22 protein-coding genes are annotated in these 20,842 nt (G+C 37.8%); 18 read left to right on the top strand and 4 right to left on the bottom strand.

The genetic code is table 11. The annotated features are described in order from the left end of the window. Positions 1 to 13: 13 nt before the first annotated feature. The 6 genes from AC27E9_RS01220 (at position 14) to AC27E9_RS01245 (ending at position 3,467) form a co-directional block, all read left to right on the top strand. Complete coding sequence (locus AC27E9_RS01220; RefSeq protein ID WP_487126490.1) at positions 14 to 814, top strand: alpha/beta fold hydrolase; 801 nt, start codon at positions 14 to 16, stop codon at positions 812 to 814. Between the two features lie 54 nt (positions 815 to 868). Then, a complete protein-coding gene (locus AC27E9_RS01225; protein ID WP_487126492.1) occupies positions 869 to 1,276 on the top strand; it encodes a GNAT family N-acetyltransferase in 408 nt (135 codons plus the stop codon). Between the two features lie 10 nt (positions 1,277 to 1,286). Beyond that, positions 1,287 to 1,730, top strand: coding sequence for an NUDIX domain-containing protein (locus AC27E9_RS01230; protein ID WP_487126494.1), 444 nt, complete (start codon positions 1,287 to 1,289; stop codon positions 1,728 to 1,730). A gap of 52 nt (positions 1,731 to 1,782) precedes the next feature. Continuing rightward, positions 1,783 to 2,379 carry a PepSY domain-containing protein gene (locus AC27E9_RS01235; protein ID WP_487126496.1) on the top strand — a complete coding sequence of 199 codons (597 nt, stop codon included), beginning with the start codon at positions 1,783 to 1,785 and terminating at the stop codon, positions 2,377 to 2,379. 267 nt (positions 2,380 to 2,646) lie between these two features. After that, positions 2,647 to 2,808 carry a hypothetical protein gene (locus AC27E9_RS01240; RefSeq protein ID WP_487126498.1) on the top strand — a complete coding sequence of 54 codons (162 nt, stop codon included), beginning with the start codon at positions 2,647 to 2,649 and terminating at the stop codon, positions 2,806 to 2,808. Continuing rightward, positions 2,802 to 3,467 (top strand): alpha/beta hydrolase family protein, encoded by a 666-nt coding sequence (locus AC27E9_RS01245; RefSeq protein WP_487126500.1) that lies wholly within the window; start codon positions 2,802 to 2,804, stop codon positions 3,465 to 3,467. The genes AC27E9_RS01240 and AC27E9_RS01245 overlap by 7 nt, the downstream gene beginning before the upstream one ends. Positions 3,468 to 3,483: 16 nt before the next feature. Here AC27E9_RS01245 and waaA read toward each other — a convergent pair whose 3' ends face one another. Beyond that, positions 3,484 to 4,776 carry a lipid IV(A) 3-deoxy-D-manno-octulosonic acid transferase gene (waaA, locus tag AC27E9_RS01250; protein ID WP_487126502.1) on the bottom strand — a complete coding sequence of 431 codons (1,293 nt, stop codon included), beginning with the start codon at positions 4,774 to 4,776 and terminating at the stop codon, positions 3,484 to 3,486. A 115-nt stretch (positions 4,777 to 4,891) separates the two neighbouring features. Beyond that, positions 4,892 to 5,320, bottom strand: coding sequence for an Lrp/AsnC family transcriptional regulator (locus AC27E9_RS01255; protein ID WP_487126504.1), 429 nt, complete (start codon positions 5,318 to 5,320; stop codon positions 4,892 to 4,894). A gap of 176 nt (positions 5,321 to 5,496) precedes the next feature. Between AC27E9_RS01255 and AC27E9_RS01260 the strand changes: the two genes are divergently transcribed. Genes AC27E9_RS01260 through glpG form a run of 4 tightly spaced genes read left to right on the top strand, consistent with a single transcriptional unit; the run spans position 5,497 to position 8,940 of the window. Continuing rightward, complete coding sequence (locus tag AC27E9_RS01260) at positions 5,497 to 6,711, top strand: glycine C-acetyltransferase (protein WP_487126506.1); 1,215 nt, start codon at positions 5,497 to 5,499, stop codon at positions 6,709 to 6,711. Positions 6,712 to 6,713: 2 nt separating this feature from the next. After that, positions 6,714 to 7,742, top strand: coding sequence for an L-threonine 3-dehydrogenase (gene tdh / locus AC27E9_RS01265; protein ID WP_487126508.1), 1,029 nt, complete (start codon positions 6,714 to 6,716; stop codon positions 7,740 to 7,742). Further along, positions 7,742 to 8,074, top strand: coding sequence for a thiosulfate sulfurtransferase GlpE (gene glpE / locus AC27E9_RS01270; RefSeq protein ID WP_487126510.1), 333 nt, complete (start codon positions 7,742 to 7,744; stop codon positions 8,072 to 8,074). Before tdh ends, glpE begins: the two co-directional genes overlap by 1 nt. Beyond that, entirely contained in the window at positions 8,074 to 8,940 is an 867-nt protein-coding gene (gene glpG, locus AC27E9_RS01275; RefSeq protein ID WP_487126512.1) for a rhomboid family intramembrane serine protease GlpG, read from the top strand. The genes glpE and glpG overlap by 1 nt, the downstream gene beginning before the upstream one ends. Before the next feature lie 39 nt (positions 8,941 to 8,979). Here glpG and AC27E9_RS01280 read toward each other — a convergent pair whose 3' ends face one another. Further along, on the bottom strand, positions 8,980 to 9,354 hold the full coding sequence (locus AC27E9_RS01280) for a flagellar basal body-associated protein FliL (protein ID WP_487126514.1): 375 nt from the start codon (positions 9,352 to 9,354) through the stop codon (positions 8,980 to 8,982). 271 nt (positions 9,355 to 9,625) lie between these two features. Here AC27E9_RS01280 and AC27E9_RS01285 point away from each other — a divergent pair, with 271 nt between their 5' ends. Beyond that, the gene (locus tag AC27E9_RS01285) at positions 9,626 to 10,189 is read left to right on the top strand and encodes a chorismate--pyruvate lyase family protein (protein ID WP_487126515.1); all 564 of its coding nucleotides are present in this window, start codon (positions 9,626 to 9,628) and stop codon (positions 10,187 to 10,189) included. A gap of 45 nt (positions 10,190 to 10,234) precedes the next feature. Next, a complete protein-coding gene (gene ubiA, locus AC27E9_RS01290; RefSeq protein ID WP_487128253.1) occupies positions 10,235 to 11,062 on the top strand; it encodes a 4-hydroxybenzoate octaprenyltransferase in 828 nt (275 codons plus the stop codon). 62 nt (positions 11,063 to 11,124) lie between these two features. Here the strand turns inward: ubiA and plsB are convergent, their stop codons facing one another. Continuing rightward, positions 11,125 to 13,566, bottom strand: coding sequence for a glycerol-3-phosphate 1-O-acyltransferase PlsB (plsB, locus tag AC27E9_RS01295; RefSeq protein ID WP_487126517.1), 2,442 nt, complete (start codon positions 13,564 to 13,566; stop codon positions 11,125 to 11,127). Positions 13,567 to 13,779: 213 nt separating this feature from the next. Between plsB and AC27E9_RS01300 the strand changes: the two genes are divergently transcribed. From AC27E9_RS01300 to AC27E9_RS01325, 6 genes are all read left to right on the top strand, one after another. Then, positions 13,780 to 14,271, top strand: a complete 492-nt coding sequence (locus AC27E9_RS01300) for an NYN domain-containing protein (RefSeq protein ID WP_487126519.1) — start codon at positions 13,780 to 13,782, stop codon at positions 14,269 to 14,271. A 105-nt stretch (positions 14,272 to 14,376) separates the two neighbouring features. After that, positions 14,377 to 15,321, top strand: a complete 945-nt coding sequence (locus AC27E9_RS01305; protein WP_487126520.1) for a response regulator — start codon at positions 14,377 to 14,379, stop codon at positions 15,319 to 15,321. Positions 15,322 to 15,474: 153 nt separating this feature from the next. Next, entirely contained in the window at positions 15,475 to 16,125 is a 651-nt protein-coding gene (locus AC27E9_RS01310) for a cupredoxin domain-containing protein (RefSeq protein WP_487126522.1), read from the top strand. 15 nt (positions 16,126 to 16,140) lie between these two features. After that, complete coding sequence (locus tag AC27E9_RS01315; protein ID WP_487126524.1) at positions 16,141 to 18,459, top strand: EAL domain-containing protein; 2,319 nt, start codon at positions 16,141 to 16,143, stop codon at positions 18,457 to 18,459. Between the two features lie 9 nt (positions 18,460 to 18,468). Further along, on the top strand, positions 18,469 to 19,704 hold the full coding sequence (locus AC27E9_RS01320) for a hypothetical protein (protein ID WP_487126526.1): 1,236 nt from the start codon (positions 18,469 to 18,471) through the stop codon (positions 19,702 to 19,704). Between the two features lie 194 nt (positions 19,705 to 19,898). Next, on the top strand, positions 19,899 to 20,828 hold the full coding sequence (locus AC27E9_RS01325) for a PEP-CTERM sorting domain-containing protein (protein ID WP_487126528.1): 930 nt from the start codon (positions 19,899 to 19,901) through the stop codon (positions 20,826 to 20,828). The last annotated feature ends 14 nt before the right edge of the window (positions 20,829 to 20,842 follow it).

A 20,842-nucleotide genomic window follows, 5' to 3' on the forward strand; every position in this document is an offset into this window, starting at 1 on the left:
AGGATAGCTATCAATGCCAAGGATATTTGCACTCGTTTTATCGATGTTATTTACCTATCAAGCAATCGCAGCACACGTTAATCTTGGTGAACTGCGTCTTGATTATCAAATCTCAGGGTCAGGAAAATATACTATTTTACTTGAAGCCGGAATGGCTAGAGATTTAAGTGACTGGGATGCAGTGATTCAAGACATGGCAAAGATGGCTAAAGTTATTCGCTATTCCCGCTTAGGAAACGGCAGGTCCTCGAAAATAAAACAGCAGTTCAGCGCAGAACAATATGCTGAACATACCAAAATATTGCTTGAAGAATTAGGCGTTACCCAACCAATAATTCATATTTCTCATTCTTATGGCAGTATTGTCGCTAGAACATTTGCTGAAAAATATCCTGAATCAGTTAAAGCCATGATGTTAATTGAACCAGCATCCGAACATGATCTAGATATCATGAGAGAAATAGACTTAGTCAAAGCTACGAAAGAAATAAAATGGCTAAAAGAATTGGATATCAAAGATGGCATGGCGAATGAGTACCTAGATTACTGGGCAAAGAGGCCAATGCCGAACTTCACTGAAATTGGTGATAAACCTTTAACGCTTATTGCATCTATTAAAAAATGGCAAGAGCCACCAATACTATTAATGACTAATGTCGGTCGAGTCAAAATGGGCCAACAGCATAGAGCTTGGGCTGAAAGTTTCCCGCAAGGGCGAGCAGTATTAACTGAAAACAGTTATCATTTTATTCAAAAAGAAGAACCAAAACTAATCGTTAAAGAACTCAAGTTATTGTTAGCTAGGTTAAATTAATTAGTTGATAAAACGGTAATATATTACCTATTTTCAGTGTTATCGAGAGCAAACATGACAGTTATATATAATTTTAACGATCGGCAAATAAAGCAGGTTTATCAGCTTCATAAGCAAACTTGGTGGGGGAGTGGTCGTACGCTAGCGGAAACTAAGTGTTGTATTCAAGGCTCGCAAGTTTGTATTGGCATATTGAATGAAAATAATGACGTGATTGCTTTTACTCGGGTGATCACTGACTTTATTTTTAAAGCAATAATTTTTGATGTTATTGTTGATAAGTCGTATCAAGGCTCGGGTTTAGGGCAGCGTTTGATGATGTTGGTGAAAGAGCATGAAAAATTAAAGAATGTACGGCATTTTGAATTATATTGTTTGTCCGAAATGGAAGCTTTCTATGAAAATTTTGGCTTTACTACAGATGTAGGCGGTATTAACCTAATGCGTTGTATTAACCCTTGAGATATTAGTTATGCAAGAATATGTTACCGGTTTTATGTTTTCTGCGGATGCTGAAAAATTGGTGGTTATAAAAAAACTAAAACCATTATGGCAATGTGGCTTGTATAATGGTGTTGGTGGAAAAATTGAAGCTAATGAGTTATCAATTGATGCTATGGTTAGGGAATTCAAAGAAGAAACTGGCGTAATTACCCAGCCAGAAAATTGGACTTGTTTTGCCAATGTGTATCGACCAAACGTTTACGATGTTGATATGTATTTTTCCCGCTCTGACCTTGCGTTTCAGGTACAAAGCATTGAGCAAGAAGAAGTGCATATTATTAACGTTAATAGATTACCCGAAAATCTTATTCCAAACTTACGTTGGTTAATTCCGTTAGCATTAGATAGCCAAGCCGACTTTTCAGCACCTGTGCGAATAACCGAAGTGGCAGAAAATCGTGTAAAGGCTTAATTGCGTTTATCCTAAAATACCTCATTAAAACATTATAATAAGAATAAATAACGTGATAAAAAGTAGAAAACTCCACAAAATTATTGGCTTAATTTTAGTGTTACCTATGCTGGGTTGGACAATCACAGGTGTTATATTTTTTATCAAGCCTGGTTATCAAGATGCATACGAACAACTGGCTATAAAAACTTATCCACTTAACGATGCAATTGCTGTTCAAGCAAAGAGTGACTGGCAAGAAATGAAATTAGTCACCACCATTTTGGGTGATCACTTATTGGTTAAAACTAAAAACAAAACAAAGCATTTAGATCCTAATTCACTGCTTCCTATAGCTACGCCTACTGAAACTGAATTTAAAACCTTATTAGTTGATGCATTTTCTCGTAATAGTGAACGTTACGGTGAAATTGTTACCTTAGACGGCTTATCGGCAATAACTAATACCGGAGTTGAAATTAAGCTTGATTGGAATAATTTAAGGTTAAGCCAAAAAGGCCAAGACACTCACGTAATAAACTTGCTGTACAAAGTGCACTATTTACAATGGACGTCACATAAAGGGTTCGACCAAGTGCTAGGTATCGTTGGTTTAATATTACTGATTTTTCTTACGTTTTTAGGCGTTAGGCTTTACCTTAAAAAATAAAGCTGTATTGTATATCAACTTGTAGCTCAATGAATGAGCCACGTTATACGCTTCTTTATTTCATTCATTTATAAGGATTTAATGTGAATAAATGCCTTTATATTCTATGCTTTTTTTATATTTTCTTTTTCTATTCAAGCGACAGCGATTATTGATAACGAAACGGTCGTTCGCCACAAAAATTGCTTCGAAGGACGCTTTGCAACATTTGAAAATTGGCAAACATTTATTAGTAATAAAATAGCGAAAAAAATCGAAAATAAGGATATGCGTGTTAAACGTCTAGCCATGTTTGAGCGTAACTTTAAAGCGGTTGATTTTAAGCGATTTAAGAATAATTTAGAGTGCCAATCAATAAAGTATATGGTTGATGGTCATCAGGTTTTGTTGTTAAACCGAAAAACACAAACGGCAAGCTGCCAGTGTTAATATATAACCGTGGTGGTAATGGCAATTTTGGCGCAGTGGTTTTTGCAGCATTGATGCGTAATATTTTTCCAGTAGCAGAACAAGGCTTCATCATTATTGGCAGTCAATACCGAGGCACACTTACTAAAAATAAAACTGCTGCTGATGAATTTGGTGGTAAAGATGTAGATGACGTTGTGGCATTATTTGATTTGATTCCAAGTATTACAGCCGCAGATGCTGAGCGAATAGGCATGTTCGGCGCTAGCCGTGGTGGTATGCAATCATATTTAACACTCAAGCGAACTAATAAAGTTAAAGCTGTTGCTGTGACAGCAGGTAAATCGGATGCGATAGTAGGTTTAAAGCAGCGACCCAATATGGAAGCTGTGTATCGTAAACGTATTCCTAATTATGAACAGAATAAGCAAGTAGAACTTGAAAAACGTTCTGTGCTTTATTGGCTTGATAAAATTCCTCAAAATGTGCCTATTCTATTACTTCACGGTATGTCCGACGAGCGTGTTTCTGTAGAGCAATCAATATCTTTGGCTGAGGCGTTAGAAAAAGCTGGTATGCCGCATAAGTTGGTACTTTATCCCGGCGACAATCATGGACTTACGCAAAATAAAGCAAAAGCAACTCAAGAAATAGTTACTTGGTTTAACAAGCATCTATAAGTACGAGTTGCTGTGTTCATTCATCAATAAGTTGCTGTAAAGCCGCTAATGAACGTTGTGTTGCACCTTGGTTAGCCTGTACAACGCTGTAAGCATTTTTCCCTAATGAAAGGGCTGTGTCGTGATCGGTTAGTAAAGCTTTAACTTCTTGTGCTAATGCTTGCGGCATATCTTCATTTTCATCGACTTGTACTATGCCATGTGCATGATGGAGTTGAGCTAAAATTTCTTTAAAATTACTCATATTTGGGCCAACAACAACTGGTTTTTGAAATAATGCTGGCTCTAATGGGTTATGACCACCAATTTCACTAAAACTTCCACCCATAATAACGATGTTGGCTAAGGCACAAGCAGGAAGTAATTCGCCTAATGTATCAATAATCCAGACATTAGTGTTTAAAGTCACCGAATGAGCTTCGCTTCGTTTTAACACTTGATTGCCAGCATCCTGAGCAAGCTTGGTGACTCCTTCAAAGCGCTCCGGATGACGAGGAACAATAATTAATAAAGCGGTATTATCTTGTTGCTTTACTTGGTTAAAAGCTTGCAAAGCTAAAGCTTCGTCACCTGGGTGTGTACTAGCAATGAGTAATATATTACGTGGCTCTACAATTAGTTTTGCTAGTTCTTGTTGTTTTGATACAACATCTGGGCTTAATGAAATGTCAAACTTAAGGTTACCAGATAATTCGCATTGTTTAGTATTTGCACCTAAAGCAAGGTAATTATCTTGATTAACCTGACTTTGGGTTAATATTTTATGAAAGCATTGAATAGCCGGAGAAATTAGCCAGGTGAGTTTTTGATAACTACGCATTGATTTATCGGATAAACGCCCGTTCACTAGTAGTAACTTAATATTTTTACTTTTACTCTGAGCAATTAAATTTGGCCATAGTTCTGTTTCCATAAACACCATAACTTTTGGTTTTAGACGTTGCAGGAATAATTGTGTTGATAAGATGTTGTCGAGTGGCAGGTAGCAATGTTGAACCTTGTCAGCAAAAAGTTTTTTGACTTGTGCTGAGCCTGTAGGTGTAAAGGTTGTTACTGTGATCGCCAAGTTTGGGTATTTTTTTATAAGCTGGCTAATAAAAGGCTTAAGGGCAATAATTTCACCAACACTCGCCGCATGAACAATAATGCCGTTAGGTTTTAGCGTTGTAGGCAAAACCCCTAAACGTTCACTCAATCGCTGGCGATATTCACTATGATTGATTGAACGAATAAGTAGTACAATGACTAACACTGGTGTTAGCAATAGAAATATTAAACGGTAAAGCAGCAAGGCTAAAAAATATCGCACTAAAATAAACTCAAAATCAACTAGCTAAATAGGTTGTTAGTATAACTAACTATCGCTATAGATAGTTATAGCAATTTGATCAATTAATTAAATTGGTATTAGTAAGAATTAAAAGCTAGCGTTCAAATATGGTATCGAGAATGATTGAAGAATTTGTTCTTTCCACCCCTTCAGTTGAACATACCATGTTGAGTACTTCGCTGAGCTTTTCTAATGTACTCGCTTGAATCGTAACAAGTAAGTCGTATTCACCGCTAATTGAATAAATATGGCTGATTTGATGAACCTTACGTAATGCTACACAAATGGTTTGGCGCAAGTTAGGCTTTACTTTTAATGAAACGTTAGATGAAATTAGTTTACTGGTATATTCACTACCTAACACGACGCTATAAGCTTTAATAACATTGTTATCTTCTAGCTTATTCAGGCGATTTTGTATCGCTGTTCTAGACACGCCAGTTGCCCTAGCAATATCAGACACACTGGCTCGGGCATTGACCCGTAGTATCGATAATAATTCTTCATCTTTTTCTGTTAGCAAACTCAATAGCCTTTACAATAAACCTATAAATCAGCTAGTAAGTTACACTTTGGTATGCTTATATGTCAATTTAACTATTAAAAAGGTCATATTAACAAGTATTGCCACTTTTCTTGTTTAACCGTCTAAGCTGATAATACAACAATTGAACACATATCATTTATTAAGGAATTAACGTGACTGATTCTTCATCAACAAAAGGTTTTTACTCGCATTTAACTGCACAAATAGAGCAAGTAAAAGAAGATGGTTTATACAAAGCTGAACGTGTTATTACCACGGCTCAACAGCCGCAAATAGCCGTAAATACTGGTGAAGATGTGGTTAACTTTTGTGCCAATAACTATTTAGGTTTAGCAAATCACCCATCGTTAATTACTGCGGCAAAGCAAGGCTTAGATGAGCATGGTTTTGGCATGGCATCAGTACGTTTTATTTGTGGTACACAAGATATTCACAAAACTTTAGAAGAGAAATTAAGTGCCTTTTTAGGAATGGAAGATACCATTTTGTATTCTTCATGTTTCGATGCCAATGCAGGTTTGTTTGAAACCTTATTAGGCCCAGAAGATGCAATAATTTCAGATGCTTTAAACCACGCTTCTATTATTGACGGTGTACGTTTATGTAAAGCTAAACGTTTTCGTTATGCCAATAATGACATGGTTGAATTAGAAGCACGCTTAAAAGAAGCTGATGAAGCCGGTGCTCGTTTTAAGTTGATTGCCACTGATGGTGTATTCTCCATGGATGGTGTTATTGCCAATCTTAAAGGCGTTTGTGATTTAGCAGATAAATATAATGCTATGGTAATGGTTGATGATTCACATGCAGTGGGATTTGTTGGTGAACAAGGCCGCGGTAGTCACGAGTATTGTGAAGTGATGGGTCGTGTCGATATTATTACTGGTACTTTAGGTAAAGCAATGGGTGGTGCGTCAGGCGGTTATACGGCAGCGAAAAAAGAAGTTGTAGAGTGGTTACGTCAACGTTCTCGTCCATACCTATTCTCAAATTCATTAGCCCCGGCAATTGTAAATGCTTCAATTAAGGTATTGGATTTACTTGCAGACGGTGATGACCTGCGTAAAACCTTAAAAGATAACGCGGCATATTTTAGAACTCAGATGGAAGCTGCTGGCTTTACTTGTGCTGGTGCTGACCATGCCATAGTGCCTGTTATGTTAGGTGATGCGAAAGTGGCTAGTGATATGGCCGATCGCTTATTAGCTGAAGGTATTTACGTGATTGGTTTTTCATTCCCTGTAGTGCCAAAAGGTCAAGCACGTATTCGTACTCAAATTTCAGCAGCGCACACTAAAGCTGAATTGGATAAAGCGATTGAAGCGTTTATTCGTATCGGTAAAGAAATGAAAGTGATTGAGGGCTAATCATGAAGTCTTTAGCAAAATTAAAAGCAGAACCTGGCATTTGGATGACAGATTCGCCTATGCCTGAGTTAGGGCATAATGATCTGTTAATCAAAATTAAGAAAACAGCGATTTGTGGTACTGATATTCATATTTACAACTGGGACGAATGGTCACAAAAAACCATTCCAGTGCCTATGGTAGTTGGTCATGAATATGCTGGCGAAGTGGTTGGTATAGGCGAAGAAGTTAAAGGCTTTGCTATTGGCGACCGTGTATCAGGTGAAGGCCATATAACTTGTGGCCATTGCCGCAATTGTCGTGGTGGACGTACGCACTTATGCCGCAATACGGTTGGTGTCGGCGTGAATCGTGAAGGTTCATTTGCTGAATACTTAGTGATACCAGCATTCAACGCTTTTAAATTACCCGACGAAATATCTGATGATTTAGCAGCTATTTTTGACCCGTTTGGTAATGCTGTACATACTGCACTTTCTTTTGACTTAGTAGGTGAAGACGTGCTCATTACAGGTGCAGGCCCGATTGGCATTATGGCTGCTGCAGTTGCTAAACATGTGGGTGCGCGTCATGTTGTGATAACCGACGTCAATGAATATCGCCTAGACTTAGCACGAAAAATGGGTGCAACGCGCGCTGTAGACGTTAGTAAGGAAAAACTTGCTGATGTGATGACTGAGCTGGGAATGACCGAAGGGTTTGATGTTGGTATGGAAATGTCGGGTGTTCCTATGGCATTTACTGATATGTTAGCCAATATGAACAACGGTGGAAAAATAGCCATGTTAGGTATTCCAGGACAGGATATGGCAATTGACTGGAGCCAAGTTATTTTTAAAGGCTTAACCATTAAAGGCATTTACGGTCGTGAAATGTTTGAAACTTGGTATAAAATGGCTAGTTTGATCCAGTCAGGTTTAGATTTGTCACCAATCATTACCCATCATTTTAATATTGATGATTTTCAGCAAGGTTTTGATATCATGCGTTCTGGGCAGTCAGGTAAAGTTATTCTAGATTGGGAAGCATAATGGCACATAGCGAAGAAAATTTTAAACACATGCAAATTGGTGAATTGCAGCAGGTATTAGCTGATAACACGCATGTTGTGGTTGATATTCGCGACCCGGCTTCATTTCAGGCTGGTCATATTCCAAATGCTTTGCATTTAAGTAACGAAAGTTTACCTGAATTCTTACGCACAGCTGATTTTGATGCACCCGTAGTAGTTTGCTGCTATCACGGTATTTCAAGTCAGCAAGCGGCGCAGTTTTTAATCAGTCAAGATTTTACTGACGTATACTCGCTTGATGGTGGCTTTACTGATTGGCAGCTGCAATATCCGGATACTGTTGCTCGTTAATGACTACTGAAGATTTGCGTCCACTGGTAAGTGTAAAGCAACACAATATTGCTTTATTGTTTTGTGATTATTTAGACACTATTGAGATCAGGGCGCAAATTAACAATGAAGATGATAACTTCGTTATCTATTGTCAGCCGGATAAATACGAACTAGCAGTAGTAGAATTTAAGCAATTTATTGAGCAACCTTATCAAGCTAAGTATCAACAAGCGGCATGGAAAAACGGTAATGTTACCGATGTTAATTCACATTCTCCATCGTTATTCAGCAGTTTTAAAAAGCAGTTTTTAGCTCATGCAGGCATTGTTACTTTAACGATATTTCTCGCGTGTTGGTTGGTATTTATTGCAAGTTTACTGGGTTGGTCAGGCACATTATTCCAGCAATTAAAGTTTTACTCTTATTTTAGTTTTGAACAAGTTATTCAAGCACCGCACCGCTTATTAGGCCCAGCACTGTTTCATTTTTCTTGGCTGCATATCGTGTTTAATACGATGTGGTGGTGGCAATTGGGCGGCTCAATTGAGCAAGTATTTGGTAAAGCTAGTTTAATAAAAGTATTTTTAGTCACAGCCTTGGTATCAAATATTGGCCAATATTTAGTCGATGGGCCAAATTTTGGCGGCTTATCGGGTGTGGTTTATGGCGTTCTCGGTTATGTTTGGTGGCTTGGCTGGTTGTTGCCAGAGAAAGGCCTTACCTTGTCTAAGCCAATTATTGGTTTTATGCTGTTTTGGTTACTGTTAGGTTACACCAACATTTTACCCGTTAATATCGCTAATACAGCACATTTGTTAGGCTTAATTAGTGGTTGTTGTTTAGCATATATTAAAGTGCTAAAAGAGAAAAAAACCACGACTTAATTAAAGTTATGGGCTTTTGTAATAATTTACAGTAGGTGGCTAGTTATCTAACCATTGGGTAAATAACAATTTCTTAATTAATGGCTTACCGGTTTCTTTTTCTAGAAGCTGTTTTACTTTTTCTTCACATAAGCGCTGAATTTCATGGCGACCATTAATAGATTTAACTTTTGATTCAGGCTGCTGGCCAATAATATTTATGATAGCGTCACGAAGTAACGGTGAATGATGTTCAACCACTTCATAATTAGATGAATCTTCTATCATTAGTTCAACGGTAAGGCGAACGTAGCCCATTTTTTTCTTTACTGCTATGTAATTAGTCACAATTGAAGGTTCAAACCCAAAGTAAGCGTAATCAGCTGCTTTAACCGATGTTGAACTTAACAATACTACTAATAATAAAATGGACATTTTCATAACACTAAAACTCGAATCAAAAAATTGTTAATTGGCTAAGTGAATTACTTCACTACACAGGTTTAAAAACCATAGTATCTTCAATAGTAACGCGAATTTTACTTGCGCGCAGAATTATTTAGTTATTTTTTCACGATAAGACTCTCAAATGTATTATACCATTATCAGGCGCTGAATATTCATCCATGCAGGCTATATTTTTCCCATGCTTAACGCTATCATACGTCGTTTTTGACAATTTAAGTTATAGGTATCGTTAGCAGGTATGGCAGCAGAGCACTCTTTATTTCCTGTACAAATGGCCGCAACTTGGCAAAACCCAAGTGCAGCAAAAATAAATCACCAGCTACGTGATTGGTTACTTGACCCTGCTTCGTTAACGGCGCGCCTAAAGCAACATTGTCAGCACTTTCGTGTTGAAGTACTTGGGCAAAAAATTGAAGCATGCAGTGTTATTGAAGCTAATCAAGATATACTCGCTGGTGAGCAAGTGCTAGTGCGTGAAGTGCTATTGTATTGTGATGATATAGCGCAGGTTTTTGCTCGTAGTTTACTGCCGTTAAAGTCTCTAACCGGTGAGCAGCAGCAACTTGCCCATCTAGGAACACAATCACTTGGGCAAGTACTATTTAATCATCCTGACTTGTTGCGGAAAAAAATAGAAGTCGCAGAATTTAACCAACAATCTACAGTGGCAAAAATAGCTCAGCATTTGTTATTCGACGTGGTGCAACCTATGTGGGGGCGTCGTTCAGTGTTTATGCTAAATAATAAGCCGTTAATGGTGGCGGAAGTATTTCTTCCTGGTGCCTTTGCTTACCAAGAATAAAAGGGTTTTACATTGAGTGAATTAACCGAAAAGCTAACCGCGATAATGCAAATTACCCGTATGGATAAGCCAATAGGAACTTACTTATTATTGTGGCCTACCTATTGGGCACTTTGGGTTGCGGCTGACGGCTGGCCGTCAATGCATATGCTGATCGTGTTTAGTTTAGGGGTATTTTTAATGCGTAGTGCAGGCTGTGTGATTAATGACTTTGCTGATCGAAAAATAGATGGCGCAGTTAAACGGACGCAAAATCGCCCGTTAGTTACAGGTGCGCTGTCGAGTAGTGAAGCATTGCAGTTGTTTGCTACCTTTGTACTCGTTGCTTTTGGTTTAGTGCTGACCTTAAGTGATTACACAATTATGTTGTCTATGGTCGCAGTGATGTTAGCGGCCAGTTATCCATTTATGAAGCGTATTACCCACTTACCGCAAGTGGTGTTAGGGGCGGCATTTAGCTGGGGTATGATCATGGCTTTTGCTGAAGAGCAAGGATATATACCTGTAGTCGCTTGGTTATTATTTAGCGCAAATGTTTTATGGACTGTGGCTTATGACACTATGTATGCCATGGTTGATCGTGATGACGACCTAAAAATTGGTGTGAAGTCGACGGCAATACTATTTGGTAATAACGATAAGCGTATTATTTTATTGCTACAGTTACTGACTTTAGCCTTACTGTTTACCGTTGGTAATATATTGGCATTTGGTTGGCCATATCAGCTGTCATTAGTTATAGCTGCTGGCTTTTTCTGCTATCAACAAATCTTAATTGCTGGTCGAGAACGTGATCGTTGTTTTCAAGCTTTTTTAAATAATCACTATGTAGGATTAGTGGTTTTTGTTGGTGTAGCTATTGAATATTTATAGCGATTTACATGATTAAAATTAGCATTTGCTCAAACAGTAGCAAATGCTAATTTTAACTAGCTCTATCGCATAATACTTTGCAATACTTCAATATCTACTAAGTTACTAACTGAGCTTTTTAACAAGCCTAATGTGCTGCTATCAACGAGCTTGTCGTCTTCATCTTGCATAATGTAACCGTGTTCTTTCATTGCTAATATCAAGGTCGACTGAGCTTTCTTATCAATAAACTCTGGCGCGTTAATATTATTTAATACAGATAAACGTTGGGCTATGGCAACAACTTTTTCATCTAGTTCTGATTTTGAAATTGGCGCTAATCGGCCAAGTAATGAAGTTATTATCGCAAACCTTTGCATGGTTTCATTTACACATTCAGCCATTAAGCGAACGGTGGCGCGAGCTTCACTAGCACTTTCCAATGACCAAAAGCCGGCTTTGCTTTGCTTGGCAAGGTTTTCGTTAGATAGAAACTGACAAATTGCCTGCACTTGTTCACTAATATCGTCTGCTGATTGCCATAAAAACAAATCAGTTTTTAACAATTGAGTGATGCGCTGTATTTGCGCTACAAGGTCTTCATGACTGATTTTTGCATTACGCTCCAATAAGCGACAAACCAATGAAGGGACAATAAAAGTGTGCAAAATATTATTACGATAATAACGAAGCTCTAAAATAGCGCTTTCAGTTAAAGATACTATTTCACCAAAACTGTCTTGATTGATAGTGACCTTGTTTAAGGTGACCACATGCTCAAGTAGTTGTGCGCCTGTTTCGCTTGGTACCGTTAATTCAGTGTGATATGGGGCTGCGCGTTGCAAGGCTAAAAAGAAATCTAACTGACTAATTAATTCTGCTTTTGTTAAAGCTTTGCTTTCGGTCGCATGTAGAATAAGAGAAATAAGAGCAACGCCATTTAACGCCGCACATTGGTTAATTGAAGTCATTACTTGTTGCGCAAGTTTATTAACGCTTGGTGTTAACCATTTGGGTTTTTGAGGATCAATCGGATCAATTGCTTGTTTCCAGTCTGGTACCTGTTTGTTGAGAAACTGATTGATATTAATAGGCTCGCCAAAGTTTACATAACCTTTACCATAATTTCTTAAATTACGAATTGCTTTAATAACACCGAAAATTGATTCGCCTTTTTTCTGACTACCGCTGAGCTCTTTGTGATAAGTGCCTACTTCCATAACATGTTCATAACCTAAATATACGGGTACTAAGGTGAGAGGACGATCAATACCGCGCAGTAAACTTTGAATGGTCATCGCAAGCATACCGGTTTTTGGTGATAGTAATCGCCCGGTGCGACTGCGACCTCCTTCAGAGTAATATTTGACTGAATAGCCACGTTCAAACAATAGGCCTAAATACTCTCGGAAAATAGTTGAATAAAGACGATTACCTTTAAAGCTTCGACGAATAAAAAATGCTCCTGCTTTTCTAAAAATAGGTCCAGCAGGCCAGAAGTTTAAGTTAATGCCAGCGGCAATACGCGGTGTAACTAACCCTTGTTGAAAAATAACATAAGTCAGTAATAAATAGTCCATATGACTGCGATGACACGGCACATAAATAATTTCATGGCCTTCCTGTGCTAAGTTACGCAAACGTTCGGCTTTATTGACTTCAATGCCGTTGTACAATCTATTCCATAGCCAACCTAAAATACGCTCGCCAAAACGCACAGTAACATCGCGATAATCACCGGCTATTTCATCCATAATCGCTAATGCTTGTTTTCTTATTTCTGCTTCACTAACGGCTTTATTTTTTGCTTCGTCAGAAATTAGACGTTTAATTGCTGGATTGACTAGTAATGTTTCAAACATTTGCTGACGATGCATAAGCCTTGGGCCAGTAGCTGCAATTATTTGGCGGTGAAAATGAAAGCGAGCGATACGCATTAATTTTCGTGCGCTAGCTTCATCACTACCGTGTTTGTCCGCCATATGACGAAATGAAATAGCTTCACTAAAGCGCACCATAGTATGGCGACCTAAAAACAGCACAATAAAAAATTTTCGCAACCATGTTGGTGATTCTTGATCCGCTAATAAGTTACCGACATTGGTGGTGTTTTTTTCTTTGGTTGGTGTCCGCCCCCAAATTACATTCGCAGGAATTAATTGTGCGTCAAGATTTTCATCGTTCGCATGTGCATTTAATAGTTCGAAGCCTTGAGCTATTGCGGTGGTTTTGCTGGGCTTTCGCCAATGAAATAATGCCGTTGGTTTTTCTAAAAATAATAATCGAGATAATAGCTGATTATTAACACGGACTTTCTCTAGCGGGTCGGGTAAGTTAGCTTTTTTACACGCTTTACGTAACGATAAAACATCACTCGCAGATTGGTGACGTAACACATAAAAAATGGGTTGCTCAGCTTTAAGTCGGCCTGAGTTAATAATTTTATCGGCAACAATTTTGCAACGAACCAATAACGTAATTGGTAAACGGAGCAATAAATAGAATAATTTACGAATAGCTAACATCTTGTTTTACTCAACATAATTTGACTGGTTATTGTATCACTTAGCGACAATATTGTCTCTTTTTAGCTACGTTCGAGACATTTTTAACAATAGTAAGCCATGATATTTTACTTATTTAATGTTTGTCTCATGCTAAATGCTATTAGTTTAGTGAAAAATAACCAAATTCTGTGAATAATGTGACTCTCATTACTGTATTAATTTAGGCTAAACATGCAAAACAATAAGCCGGTAAAGAAAATTGCGATATTTGTTGATGTACAAAATATTTATTACACCACCCGCGATACTTTTTCCCGACAATTTAATTATCGAGAATTTTGGCGTCAAATAAGTGCAGAAGGTGAAATAGTTATTGCCAATGCGTATGCCATTCAACGTAGCGATGATCAGCAGCACAAATTTCAAAAAGCACTTAAACATATAGGTTTTGATGTTAAGTTAAAACCTTTTATTCAGCGACGTGACGGCTCTGCAAAAGGTGACTGGGATGTTGGAATAACTATAGATGTAATGGAAGCTGCTGCCGATGTTGATATTGTTGTACTGCTTTCAGGTGATGGAGATTTTGAGCTACTATTGCGTAAAGTGATGGCTCGAAATAGCGTACATACTTATGTTTATGGTGTAACAGAATTAACTGCACAAGCCTTAATTAATAGCGCAAGTGAGTTTTTTCCAATTGATAGCAGTTTACTGATGTAAGCTAAATCTTTTTAGCGATGGTTTACTGATATTTGTAATTTTTGTTAGAGATAAGTATGGTATTTCGATAACAACGATAAAAAACAATAATAATAAGGAATCGTCATGTCAGTTGAAGCTCTATACAAAGTCATTTTATACCCCTTTATTAATGAATCGCTTGCTAGTTTAAAAGCGATGACGAATTTAACCGGTGAGGCAGGCGAAGCCTTTGTTGATAGCGTTGATGATTTTCGCTTCAAAGGCTATGCGGTATGTTCTGAAGTTACAGGCGGACTCGATGGCGTTATTATGATGCACCATTATCCTGAAACGGCAATTGCCATTGGTAATTCGGTGTGTGAAAACATGTTTGAAGAAAGCTATGCTTTTACCGAAATTAATCAAGATTTAAGCAATGCTTTAGCAGAATGGGGTAATACCATTGTTGGTCGCTCAACTGATTTACATGGCCGTTATAGCTTAGATTACAAGTTTTCTAGCCCTTATTTTGTTCACGATGTACAAGACATGGACAAATATTTAGTGGGTGTAAAAGAAGTTATTACGGTACCTATTACTGTTAACGGTGTTGGCCGTTACTACTTTAACCTGCTTATTCGCAATGTTGAATATCAATCTGTCGGTATTAAACGTGAGGCGAGTGCCGGCATCGCTAATACTCACTCCACTCCGTTACCACTGGCGAGTAAAATTTTACTAGTTGACGACAGTGCCATGATCCGCAAAGCACTTAAACGTTACCTGTCACAACTGGGCTATAATAATGTGATTGAAGCCGATGATGGTTCAACTGCAGTAAAAATGGTAACGCAATATCAGCCTGATTTTATGATTATGGATGTGGTAATGGGCGAAATGAATGGCGATCAAGCCCTTGCTGAAATTCGCGCTAATGGTAGCGATGTACCTGTTGTGATGTTGTCATCGGTTACCGATAAAGCTTTAGTAAGTCAGTGCCAAACGCATGGTATTTCCGGTTTTATATTTAAGCCAATTCAAGCAGATACTGGCGCAGAAATTGTTAAAGATTACTTAAAAATTGCCTAGTAAATTATGCTCATTCAACTTTGCCGTGCTTCATTTTTTAAACTGAAGTGCGGTCAAAGAACAAATGTGTAGCAATTAAATTTGCTGTTTTGAAACAAAATGCTTATTTCCTAGGTCAGTGTTAGCCAGCTTAATTAACTTTTGGATATTGTAGTGCGCTTTTTTTGTTTTACATGGTTATTGGTTTTGTTTAGCTTTGATACTGTTGCAACTAGTGATTTTGAAGTTAAACTCGTTGACGTAAATAATGAGCCTTTGACCGATATGGTGGTATTTTTGCAGCCACTAGACGATGTTGTATTACCGGTAAATAATAAAGTTGTTGAAATAGGACAACTCGATCGTGCCTTTACACCTTATATCAGTGTTATGCAGCTTGGCAGCACTGCGACGTTTCAAAATCAAGATGATATTACCCATCATATTTATTCTCCTGTAGGCGAAAATAAGTTTTCGTTTAAAATTCGTGCTGGTCAGTCTCAAATCAAAAATGATTTTCAGCAGCTCGGCGAAGTTGCTATGGGTTGTAATATTCATGACTGGATGAGTGGTTATTTGTATATCGTTGATACGCCACTTTTTGGCAAAACTAACAATCAAGGTATTGCTAGTATTGTAATGCCACACGAGGGAAAATATCGTTTGGTAGTTTGGCATCCACAAATGAAAGTTGAAGGCCATAGCGTAAGCAAAACGTTAACATGGCCAACAAGCCAACAATTTACATTCAAAGTTCCACATAAAATAGCTAAAATATCTAAACAAGAAAATGAAGAAGACTTCGATTTTTTATCTGACTACTAAGGATAGTTTTTCTTAATGAAGAGCTTACAAACTAAAATATTTTTGTTTTTTGTGCTGCTGTTGCTCATGGTGCAAGCTATTGCTTTTTGGACGATTATGGCTGGCAATAAAAGCCAAGAACAGCAAGAAATTGCTAATCGTTTAAATACTGCGAAAACAATATTTAATGCTCAATTTGATAGTCGACGCGATTATCTAACCGCGTTTGCTGAAACTGCAGCAAAAGACTATGGCATTAAACAAGTATTTGAAGATGAACTTCGTAGTTTGTTGGTAGCAATGAACAATCATCGTAAACGCATTGACGCTGATATAGCGATGGCGATTTCAGCGGAAGGTGTGGTAACAGCACAATTACTTGCAGAACAAACATCGTCAGGCACAGTAAAAATAAAACAAGGCATCGAGCGTAATCAAACATTTCGGTTCCCTAAGTGGTTAGAAAACCAAGAGCAAGCCCATTTGTATGTAGTTAATGGCGCAGTATACCAAATAAGTTTTTCACCAATGACCGTTGGTGCTCGTACTATCGGTTGGTTAGCATTTGGGTTTAAAATTGATCAAGAGCTAGCACAACACTTTTTTGATATTACCCAGCTACATACCGACTTTGCTATATTGCACAATGATAACTGGAGTTTGATTGCCTCATCCAATGAAAAAGCACATTTAACATTAACAAAAAGCATAATTAATAACACCACTCCAAGTGAGTATATTGCCATTGGTGATCTGATTGATGAAGAAGGCCATGTTCAACTTGCCCTTGCGATGTATGGTTTACGTGCAGATATCGTTGAAGTACTGCAAAAGCAATGGTGGCAATTTCTAATACTTACCTTCGTTACTTTACTACTATCTTTAGCTGTTGCTTATATTATAGCGGCGTCAATTACAAAGCCGGTAAAACAACTAGTTAAACAAGCGAAAATTGTTGCCAGTGGTGATTATCACCAAACGGTAAAAGTTAATGATAATAGCGAATTAGGACAATTGGCTACTGAGTTTAACGCTATGCAATCAGCAGTGTTATCACGTGAAAAGTCAATTACTCACCGTGCTAACCATGACCCACTTACTGATTTACCGAATCGCAGCGTATTAAAGCTAACCTTACAAACCTTGGCCAATAAAAAACAGCCGTTTACCGTATTTCATTTGAATTTAAGCCGTTTAAAAGATGTTAATGAAACACTTGGTCATGATGTCGGTGATTGGTTGATTAAAGCGACAGCCAAACGACTTAGCACCTTGAAAGAATTTCAGTTGCTTTGTCATATTGGTGCTGATGAATTTGTGCTATTAGCCGAACTTTCTGCGACATTACCGAAAGATGTTTTAGTTGAGAAAATACATCATGTGCTGGAAGAAAACTGTGAATATCAAGGGATCAGTTTACAATTGCAAGTACGTATAGGTATTGCTGCTGTCCCAGAGCATTGTCAAACTACTAAATCAGTACTGCAAATGGCGGATACTGCTTTACACCATAGTCATAAAGTTAATAAATTGGTACAGACTTATCACCAAGATTTTGATGTAAATAGTGTTGAACGATTAAATTTAATAAATGATTTAAAAGATGCTATTGCTGATGATCAATTAGAACTACATTACCAACCTAAGTTAAATTTACAAACGGGTATTGTTACCCATGTTGAGGCGTTAGTACGTTGGCGTCATCCAAGTTTAGGTATGGTACCTCCTGATAACTTTATTCATATTGCTGAACAAACCGGACAAATTAATGCATTAACACAATGGGTCTTTATTACTACATTAAAGCAATATCAGCTATGGCGAGAATTGGGGCTGAATATTAGTGTTGCTGTAAATATTTCTGCAGAAAACCTTAAAGATAGCCATTTTTATCAATTTATCTGTCAGTCTTCTGAGGAATATAAAGTACCAGCAGAAAAAATTACCTTAGAAGTAACAGAAAGTGCAGTAGTTGATGACCCTGAGACTGCTATTGCTTTACTACAGCAGTTTAAATCGCGTGGAATGCGCATTTCTATTGATGATTACGGTACTGGCTATTCGTCATTAGCACAATTAAAGCAATTACCGGTGCATGAACTGAAAATTGATAAGTCCTTTGTGCAGCGATTATCAGAAGATGAAGATGATCGAATTATTGTTCGCTCAACCATTGAGTTGGCTCATAATATGGGCTTGAGTGTTGTTGCTGAAGGTATTGAAGATGAATTTGCATTAAACTGGTTAGCAAAAAATAACTGCGAACTCGGACAAGGATACTTTATTAGTCGCCCGAAGCATGCCAATGAATTAACGCCTTGGTTATTAGAACAAGAGGCGTATGTTTTTGAATAGGATCTTACTTTGTTAAAAATACTGGTAGTGGTTGCATTAATTGTTAGTTTTGCCACCGCATATGCTACTGAATATAAATGGCATGGCGTGCTTGATGTGCGAGCTACCAGTGCATCAACCCTTAAAAGTTATGTTGATGGTGGGTATGGAAAGTTTACTAGCGGCAATGGCGAAAATATTTCATTAGCACAAGCTGGTATAGAGCTTTCGATTGAGTGGGATACAGGTATTAGTGCACATATGGTTGCCAATGCTTACAGCGATGAAAATGACACACTAATAGGCTTTACGGAAGCCTTTCTTAAATATCGCAGTTTACCCAATAGTGATGGTTATCGTTGGCAAACCAAAGCAGGTATTTTTTATCCTGAAATCTCACTAGAAAATAATGCCTTTGCATGGGCAAGTCGAAATACCCTCAACTCTTCAGCAATTAATACCTGGATTGGCGAAGAAATTCGAGTTTTAGGTAGCGAAATTGCATTAACAAGATTAGGAAAGTTCTCTGATAGTAATTTTGATCTTACCGTTGCTGCCACGGCTTTTATTAACAATGACCCCGCTGGCGCTTTACTTTCCTGGCATGGTTGGACAATTGGCAATCGTCAAACCTTATGGACGGAATCGAAAGCCATTCCTGATTTCGCAGCTCGCATGCCAGGCTATGATCTGAATGGCCAGGCAGCTAAATCTGATCCTTTTTTAGAGCTTGATGACAATTGGGGATTTCACTTAAGAAGTAAAATAAAGGTACATAATAAAGGTCAAATAACCTTAGGTTATTACGATAACAAAGCGACACCTTATAGGGTTGAAAATGGCCAATATGGTTGGCGAACTCGTTTTACTCATGCTGGTTTTAGTTGGCGTTTGCCTTATGCCTTGGAATTAAGTGGGCAATATTTATCGGGCGATACCTTGATGCAAAGTCCACTAAAAATGGATGTAGTAAATAATGATTACTCTAGTGGTTATTTAGCATTATCAAAAAGATTTAAAAAACATCGAACCACGATAAGATTAGAAGAGTTTTCAGTCACGGACAACGACAACACTGTCGGTGATAATAATAATGAATACGGTAAATCAGCGACATTTAGCTACACCTATCGCTACAGTAAGCCTTGGTTGTTATCTGTGGAATATAATTGGTTGAATAGCCACCGTCCTGCACGTATGTACCTAAATCAACCTATAAACTTAGTAGAACGCCAATGGCAAGTGGCAGCAAGGTATTTTTTTTAGTCGCTTCAACTGAGTGTCAGTAATTTTAACAATTGTGAAAACATGGTTTTTCAGTTGATTTTAATTTGCTGTAATTTAAGGTTTTTTTATGTGGCGTGATTTATGCAATTTAATTAAAAAATAAGTGATTACTTCTTAGTTTAAGCAATGAAGAGTTAAGCAACACTTAAAGTTAATCTTGAGGAACATAGATTATGTTGCATTCTATCAAAATATTAATAGTTTTATTTTTATTGGTGGCTCAGTCTGCGTTTGCGGGCTTTATAGCTAATCCAGGAACATGTGATGTAACTCGCGCAACACTTACAAGTATTGAACAAATTGTAGCCCCACCTCTTCCTTCAGGGCAGCCATCAGGTACTAATTTACTTTCTACTTCGTATGATGCTACCGCGTGTGTAGGTGTTTATCCAGGAAACGATGACGCAGGTGGTTTGAGTTCTCCCAGCCCTAATATTGGCCAAGCGGGTGATGGATTACTAAATGGTGAAGACATTTTTAATGGTGAAGAATTTGTTGATCCTAGTGATTTTCAGGCATTAGATGCTGACGGTATTAAAGATGATCCAGGTTGGATTCATTTAGCTCATTTTGATTCAGAAAATAATGCCGCAGGTAATATATCCTATAGCACAGTTGGTCCATCTCCTTTAAATGACCCATTATTGACATTAGATGTGAGTGACTTATTAACTTTGTCATTATCATGTAATGTCGTGGGTGACAATTTAACAGACTGTGATTCCATTGATTGGTTGTTAACGACTAAACTCGATATTATCGATAATGTTCAAGAATTATTAGGTCCGTCAACTTTTGACCATTTAGCTTTTTCAGTCAAAGCTGGTAATCAAAAAAGCGGCGGTGGCTTTGCTGTATATGATTTTAATTTTAAGACAATATTTGCTGCAGAAAATAACCCAGCGTTAAATTTTCTTACACCCTATCAACTAGGGGGAACTTTAAATACGATGGATTTAGGCAGTAAAGGTATCTCCCACCTTAATGTTTGGGCACGTGACCCCATTGACAACACAACTAGAGTTCCAGAGCCATCGAGTTTGGCCTTATTTGCGCTGGCTATATTTGCTGGTAGCTATATCAGAAGAAGATATAACCGATAGTAAGGGCTCTGATA

The organism is Colwellia meonggei (genome assembly GCF_057537295.1).

Bases quoted from the DNA above. Each gene is read 5' to 3' on its own strand.
- AC27E9_RS01220 (WP_487126490.1), top strand. From the start codon at position 14: ATGCCAAGGATATTTGCACTCGTTTTATCGATGTTATTTACCTATCAA.
- AC27E9_RS01225 (WP_487126492.1), top strand. From the start codon at position 869: ATGACAGTTATATATAATTTTAACGATCGGCAAATAAAGCAGGTTTAT.
- AC27E9_RS01230 (WP_487126494.1), top strand. From the start codon at position 1,287: ATGCAAGAATATGTTACCGGTTTTATGTTTTCTGCGGATGCTGAAAAA.
- AC27E9_RS01240 (WP_487126498.1), top strand. From the start codon at position 2,647: ATGCGTGTTAAACGTCTAGCCATGTTTGAGCGTAACTTTAAAGCGGTT.
- tdh (WP_487126508.1), top strand. From the start codon at position 6,714: ATGAAGTCTTTAGCAAAATTAAAAGCAGAACCTGGCATTTGGATGACA.
- glpE (WP_487126510.1), top strand. From the start codon at position 7,742: ATGGCACATAGCGAAGAAAATTTTAAACACATGCAAATTGGTGAATTG.
- glpG (WP_487126512.1), top strand. From the start codon at position 8,074: ATGACTACTGAAGATTTGCGTCCACTGGTAAGTGTAAAGCAACACAAT.
- AC27E9_RS01280 (WP_487126514.1), bottom strand. From the start codon at position 9,354: ATGTCCATTTTATTATTAGTAGTATTGTTAAGTTCAACATCGGTTAAA.
- AC27E9_RS01285 (WP_487126515.1), top strand. From the start codon at position 9,626: ATGGCAGCAGAGCACTCTTTATTTCCTGTACAAATGGCCGCAACTTGG.
- ubiA (WP_487128253.1), top strand. From the start codon at position 10,235: ATGCAAATTACCCGTATGGATAAGCCAATAGGAACTTACTTATTATTG.
- plsB (WP_487126517.1), bottom strand. From the start codon at position 13,566: ATGTTAGCTATTCGTAAATTATTCTATTTATTGCTCCGTTTACCAATT.
- AC27E9_RS01300 (WP_487126519.1), top strand. From the start codon at position 13,780: ATGCAAAACAATAAGCCGGTAAAGAAAATTGCGATATTTGTTGATGTA.
- AC27E9_RS01305 (WP_487126520.1), top strand. From the start codon at position 14,377: ATGTCAGTTGAAGCTCTATACAAAGTCATTTTATACCCCTTTATTAAT.
- AC27E9_RS01315 (WP_487126524.1), top strand. From the start codon at position 16,141: ATGAAGAGCTTACAAACTAAAATATTTTTGTTTTTTGTGCTGCTGTTG.
- AC27E9_RS01325 (WP_487126528.1), top strand. From the start codon at position 19,899: ATGTTGCATTCTATCAAAATATTAATAGTTTTATTTTTATTGGTGGCT.